At 39.5% G+C, this 6,021-nt stretch carries 6 protein-coding genes; all 6 read right to left on the bottom strand.

The window, feature by feature from the left end; translation table 11 throughout:
• Positions 1-167: 167 nt before the first annotated feature.
• A complete protein-coding gene (locus JMX13_RS13345; RefSeq protein WP_201613294.1) occupies positions 168-881 on the bottom strand; it encodes a DUF6977 family protein in 714 nt (237 codons plus the stop codon).
• Positions 882-1,340: 459 nt separating this feature from the next.
• On the bottom strand, positions 1,341-1,907 hold the full coding sequence (gene tehB, locus JMX13_RS13340; protein WP_201613293.1) for a tellurite resistance methyltransferase TehB: 567 nt from the start codon (positions 1,905-1,907) through the stop codon (positions 1,341-1,343).
• A 40-nt stretch (positions 1,908-1,947) separates the two neighbouring features.
• Positions 1,948-2,613 carry a glutathione S-transferase gene (locus tag JMX13_RS13335; protein WP_201613292.1) on the bottom strand — a complete coding sequence of 222 codons (666 nt, stop codon included), beginning with the start codon at positions 2,611-2,613 and terminating at the stop codon, positions 1,948-1,950.
• 304 nt (positions 2,614-2,917) lie between these two features.
• Complete coding sequence (locus tag JMX13_RS13330; protein WP_201613291.1) at positions 2,918-3,553, bottom strand: hypothetical protein; 636 nt, start codon at positions 3,551-3,553, stop codon at positions 2,918-2,920.
• Between the two features lie 344 nt (positions 3,554-3,897).
• Complete coding sequence (locus JMX13_RS13325; RefSeq protein WP_201613290.1) at positions 3,898-4,482, bottom strand: alpha/beta hydrolase family protein; 585 nt, start codon at positions 4,480-4,482, stop codon at positions 3,898-3,900.
• Positions 4,483-4,536: 54 nt separating this feature from the next.
• Positions 4,537-5,451 carry a hypothetical protein gene (locus JMX13_RS13320; RefSeq protein WP_201613288.1) on the bottom strand — a complete coding sequence of 305 codons (915 nt, stop codon included), beginning with the start codon at positions 5,449-5,451 and terminating at the stop codon, positions 4,537-4,539.
• Between the last annotated feature and the right edge of the window lie 570 nt (positions 5,452-6,021).

The following is a 6,021-nucleotide window of genomic DNA, read 5'->3' as shown; positions in this document are numbered from 1 at the left end:
CTGAATAGGTCATTTGTTATTCTGCCATTTCGTTTGTTTTAAAACGATTGTATCTTATTTAAAAAGAACTGACTATATGCTAAATAAACAGCTGAAACCTTTTTATATAATTTCTACGTGATTTAAAGCCCATTGATGATATATAAGAATTTTGCTTTATAAATCATTTAGACCCAACCCTCTTCCAAAAGCTGCTCGGTGTTACTCACTTTAAAATCATGATATAAGTTAAAAAATACCGTTGGATCTTCAATATTATCGAGCAACCCACGTTTATTAAGCGCGACAAACAGCGCCAGTGCATAAGCCGCACAATGGATAGATTTCTTAGGATTAAATTCACGATCGGTAAAAGCTTGATATTGCATAACTGCCTCATGCAGCTGAGGATTTTGCTTTAGGGCATTGACATACAGCCAGTCATAAAATGTAGTCAATGGCTCTACACTCCATTCCATGCCAAAATAATTATAGCCAACCAGTTCACCTGAGGTTATTAAACGCTCATCCTTTTTGGCTTGTCTTGGCGGCACTGTCAGCAAGTCAGTATAAGGGCCACCATCCTCAAAAATCATGCTGCTCTGAAAGGCGTTTTCGACACTATACGCTTGACCATCATGTTCATTGGTTAGCTTTAAGCTCAATGGACTGAGCGGAAAGCTCAATTTATTGCCAGATTTACTAGATAGCTCTAAAACATGACTAAAGCCATATTTTTTGCGAATGACTTGATGCATATCATTGATGGATTTTTTCTTTTGTCTACTTGCAAACCCCACATGCCGCTCAAATCGCACCATGTCCGTTTTGACCAAATTTTCGCTATTGACCCTAGGCATAAATACCGGTCTGTGTTCTACCGCGCTTTGCATTTGTTCCATAGGGTTCTGTGTTTGTTGCATTACGATTTGCCTTATCTCTCAATTATCAATGGTCTGGTATAAATGTGCTTTTATAACGCCTATTCTATGGCTAGTTTTTTTCAATATAGTCAGTTTAATATAATAAAGGTCGTTCAAGATAGCATTCTAATATAAGTTTTCCGCGCTGTTGGATAGAACTCTCTACAGTCTCTTAAAAGCTTTATGATTAGTTTTAGGGTGATTATGATACCCTATTAGTAGCAGTATTTCATAAAGGGATATTATTTTTTGCTTAACGCTTTTTATAATAATGGCTTGCAGTGGTGTTATTAAGAGATAAGTGTTTGAATGTTATTATGCTCAAGCTATAAAAAAGGCGGTTAGCGTTATTTTTACTATAACGTCAACCACCTTTTTATTGACCACTCTAATAAATTGCTTGAGCAAAATTTACTACTTAGAATTGTCTAACATTGTCTAACTGGGTTTGCGTGCCAATATGGTCGCAAACTGTAATTGCGCGCCGTTGTGCATAGTACCGACGTCTTCATTATATTTAATCAACTCCCAGCCCTGATACATGTCGCGCAATTGACCTTCGTTTAAGGTAAATGGAAAATTAACTGGACATGGATACGGGGGCGTGCTTATGGCACAAACAATCAGATTATAACCACCAGCCAGCGTACGCGCTTGCATATCGGAAATAACCGCAGCAACACGAGTGGCGTCAAGGAACATAAGGGTAACCGTGCAGCTGATAAAACCGTAATCTGCATCAAGGCTAGCGCGATTAATATCGTACACTTCAGCCTTAATGTTTGTCAGGGCTTCTTGTTTAATAATATCTTGCAGTATATTTACAGCGCTGGGATTGGCATCTATCGCCGTCACATTAAACCCAAGTTGGCTAAGATACAAAGCATTGCGCCCATTTGAGCAGCCCATATCCAGCGCATCGCACGGTTCAACAGTTTGGCACGCTTCTACGACTTCACTGTGAGCAGCATTCAAGCCGTAGCGGCTATTGAGATCAACGGTCATGGCAACCTCTTATATTTAATTGAGAGATTTTATCATAGCACTAATGACGGTTGATGAAAGCGGCAGGAAAAATCACCACCTCATCCCCTTCTTGCCACGGCTGGAACTTAGTCATCGCTTGTAAAAATAGCGGATGGGAGAGCCAGTCCTGTAGCCATCGCTGTAGATTCGGATAAGGAAGACTGTAAAAAATATCGCGATCGACATGAGCAAATTGACGGACAAAAGGCACAATTCCAATATCAGCAAGCGTCACGCTTTTCCCTAGCAGATAAGGATTTTTAGTCAGGAGTTCCTCTAAAAGCTGTAAAAAGGCTTCCCCTTTTTGTCGATACTCTGTTTGGCTCATCTCGATATGACGGTCGGCGTATTTGTAGCGATCAAGCCAATATTTAAACTCATTGTCGTTTTTATCAATCAGCGCATGCGCCTGATGCAAAACCTCTGCATTAAGCAACGCTTGCTGATCATTTTGCTCAAGCGCCCATGTCATTATCTCTCTACTCTCTTCAATTACTGTCCCGTCTAAAAGCTGTAAAACAGGCACTGTGCCTTTGGGGCTAATCGATAGCATCTGTGGCGGTTTATTTTTGAGCGTTATCTCGCGCAGCTCCACCTGCAGCTCGGCAAACAGTATGCCAAGTCGGGCGCGCATGGCATAAGGACAACGACGAAAAGAGTAAAGACAAGGATAAGAGGAAGTCATAGAGGTGTTTCGCAGTTTGATTAATTTTTATCACTTTAGACTTAAAAATTATTATTTTATTGCCAATTATTGTCAAGGTATCGGTAGATTTTAGAAGTGGTTGTGACAGTTTTGACATTAACCTTATTTATCATAACAATGACCGTACTGACCTTCAATGGTAGACTTGAATCTTAAAAGGGTCTACTCGATACAAAAAAGCCTCACTATCATAAAAAGTAGTAAGGCTTGTGTTTAATCTAAAACATTGTAAAGGCGATTTTTTTAGAATTATAAGATTATAGAATTAATATTGCTTAGGCTATTAAACACTTTTAGATTTTGGTAAGTCGTACTCGAATCTCTCGACTTCTTTATCTTGCAGTTCAATAATCAAGCGATAGCCTTTTATAGTGCCATCGTACGGCACATTAGCCCCACGCTCTTGATAATGCGCGCGGATACGCTCTTTGATAATGCTTTTACGCGCATCTTCCTCTAGTTTGGCAAATCCGCTCGGCAAATCTACATGAGTCCAAAGTGAAGCGCCCCAACGAGACAACCAATTTGCGTTACCATCAAAATTAAAATCAACATCGGCGTGTAAACGATATTGAGGTTGCGGCTTAGAACCCTGTGCTATCTCATCCTTAATCTGAGCGATATCTTCTGCAAATGGCTCATAAGGCAAATCGAGCACCAAAAATAGCTTGGCTAAAAACTCATCGGCGGTAAAGTATTTATCTCTATAGCTGCCATCAAGGCCAATATGTTTATTAGACAACACATGACGTAAGCGTTCACAGGCAGGCATGGTATGTTTTAAAGGGTAACCCATGGCTTTGACAATATCTTGCGCACGATATTCTAACGTATCTATTTGAGCGATGACGTATTGTGCGAGAGGATGACACGGCTGATAACGGCGAGTATATTTGGATGGATTGCTAGATTGGCTCATGATAGTGAAGACCTTAGATTCCTATAACTCCGACGAAAAATTATAAAATCAGGCACAAATGAGGATGTCGGAGTACAGGCTCATGCGCTTTACCAGGATTGTTTTATATCGTGCTGGAAGTTGCAAGGTTTGTACGCCGCCACCCATTGCAATTATGATAATTTGCAATAGCGAATGGCAATGACAAAACTGTTAAACCCACGATGAATGACTCAATGATGATAGCACATCAGCTGATAGAAAATAAATACTGATATGTTTACTTATTCTTTAACAGGGCTTTTTGTTTACCCTTAAATACCTGCTTTTTCAGATTGTCTACTCTTTTAGGTTGAGCACGCGCTTCAGTCTTCACCATGATACGTCGCCTCATCCATCCAAACGATAGGGTCTTCACACAAATGTACCAAGTGATACCAAATATCACTGCTACGGGCGATACGGTGATGACCGCCGTCAAAATAATCGACTTCCCAGCTATCAGGCAGATTGACTAAGGTTCGTTTAGCGACCGCCACATCTAAGCTTTCATCGTCGACTTCCACCATGACTCGTACCATCTCAGAGTTTGAGGTCGGAAAAGACAATTTCATATCCGCCACTGCTGGAATACGATCTGCTAAAACCTCACTTGGATAAATACAAGGCGCAATCAATAGCGCCCGCAAGTTATATTTGTGGGCAAAATGATTGGCAAACCAACCACCAAGCGAGTGCCCTGCCAATACTACGCGTGGATACTCATGCATCTTCTCTTGAATTAAAGCGTCATAAATCTCAAATATTTCTACAAAATCATCTCGATAATTGACCGTTTGAAAATATTTTGGCTCACGCGTAATACAAGTATATTTACTAGTCTCGCAACTCGAATCGAGACCATGAAAAAATAGTAAAAATGTGTCTTTATTCTCGATAGGAAACATCATAGCTTTCTCCTTTTATTATTGTTTAGACCTATTTTTATTCATTTGCTTTGTCATTTAAACCGATTTTTGATTGGTTATCTGCGCTTGGTATAAACTCAAAATCTCTGCACAAGCTTGCATTGAGATATTTTTTGCAAAGCCTTTATCAAACCAAAAATCGTAAACTGCTTGGACAATAGCTTTTACCGCCTTAGCATCTTTTGGCTTTTGCTCTTTTAATTTACGCGCAATGTCTTTTGCCTGAATATCAGACTCATTGTAGGGCGCACTCCAGCCCACACAATAGCGATAGAGTACATCGTTAATGGCCAATATAAATATGGCGTCAGCCACGCCATACTGTTCGATAAATTGCTCTAACACCCAACAGCGCTCCTCATAAAGTGAAGGCTCTATCGACATCTCATCACGCTCAGTCACACACTCGCTACTCACCACATGCGAGGGCTTACTAAAATCCTCCCAAAGTAGTGGATAAGACCCGCCAATACCGCCCTTCTCTACTATGTTAAAACGCCAAATACCATAATGCGTATCAATGCTCTTGTAAGGCACACTGATAAACCACTGCATCAGCGCATCGCTATCATAAATGATATGAATACTGCCAATAAGCACCCCTTGCTTGGGTAAAATGTTCGTGTATAAACGATCCATATCATCGCTATAAAGTTTTACTTTTTCCACGTTTTCAACGTTGACATCACCAAGCTTAGCCCTCGCTTCATCTATGTTCCGGCACAGCCTAAACGGCGCGGCAAAACTCAGTGTGTCATCGGTATTATTTACAAAATACACATCATCTTCATAATTATTTATTGAAACCGTCTTAAGATAAAATAATGGGCTTTTACGTACGCGCCCTTTCTCATCACTCGCCAGTGCCGTTATTCCAGACAGTTTTGCGCCATGCGACCACTGCACATTGTCTATCCGTTTTTGCTCAAATTGATACGTTAACTTTGTCATCGTCATATCCTTATTATTTTGATTTTAGTTTGCTCGTTGCAGTATTTTTCGTATTTTTTTTCTTGCTTTCTTATTTTTTGGTTTTTGTTAAGCGCAATTTTAAGCCAGCCGAGTCTATTTGCCATTTGGTTAAATGACATCATTAGCTATAAAGTAGAATAAGTTAATTAGTTTGGTTGCGTATAAGTTTTATGCTTAGCTGGTTTTTAGCCGCAGTTTTGCATTATCGTAAAGATACTTTTTATCGTTATTACTCTTAAAAAATGAAAATTGAAGAGCATTTTTCTATTCAGTGTTTCTGATTATCAATCAATATATTTTTTGGGGCTTAGGTTTGGATTTTTGCAGGCGAAGCGGTTTGGGAATAAACGAAAATAACATTGTTCAAAGGACATTATTAAAAATGCTTGCTAAAGACAACTCAGTTAAGAAGTGAAGCGTTGCGCTCCGAGGGTTAACGGTTTGTCATGTTATTTTTGCCTGACTTAATAACTATAGTCACCTGACCATAAAAGTGTTATAAAATAAATCAACTAAACGATTACCACAATAAATAACCATGACTTACTC

This window comes from Psychrobacter immobilis, from assembly GCF_904846285.1.
In the GTDB taxonomy this organism is placed as follows: Bacteria; Pseudomonadota; Gammaproteobacteria; order Pseudomonadales; family Moraxellaceae; genus Psychrobacter; species Psychrobacter immobilis_D.
The sequence above is the reverse complement of the archived record's forward strand: the minus strand, read 5'-3'. Positions and strand labels throughout refer to the sequence as shown.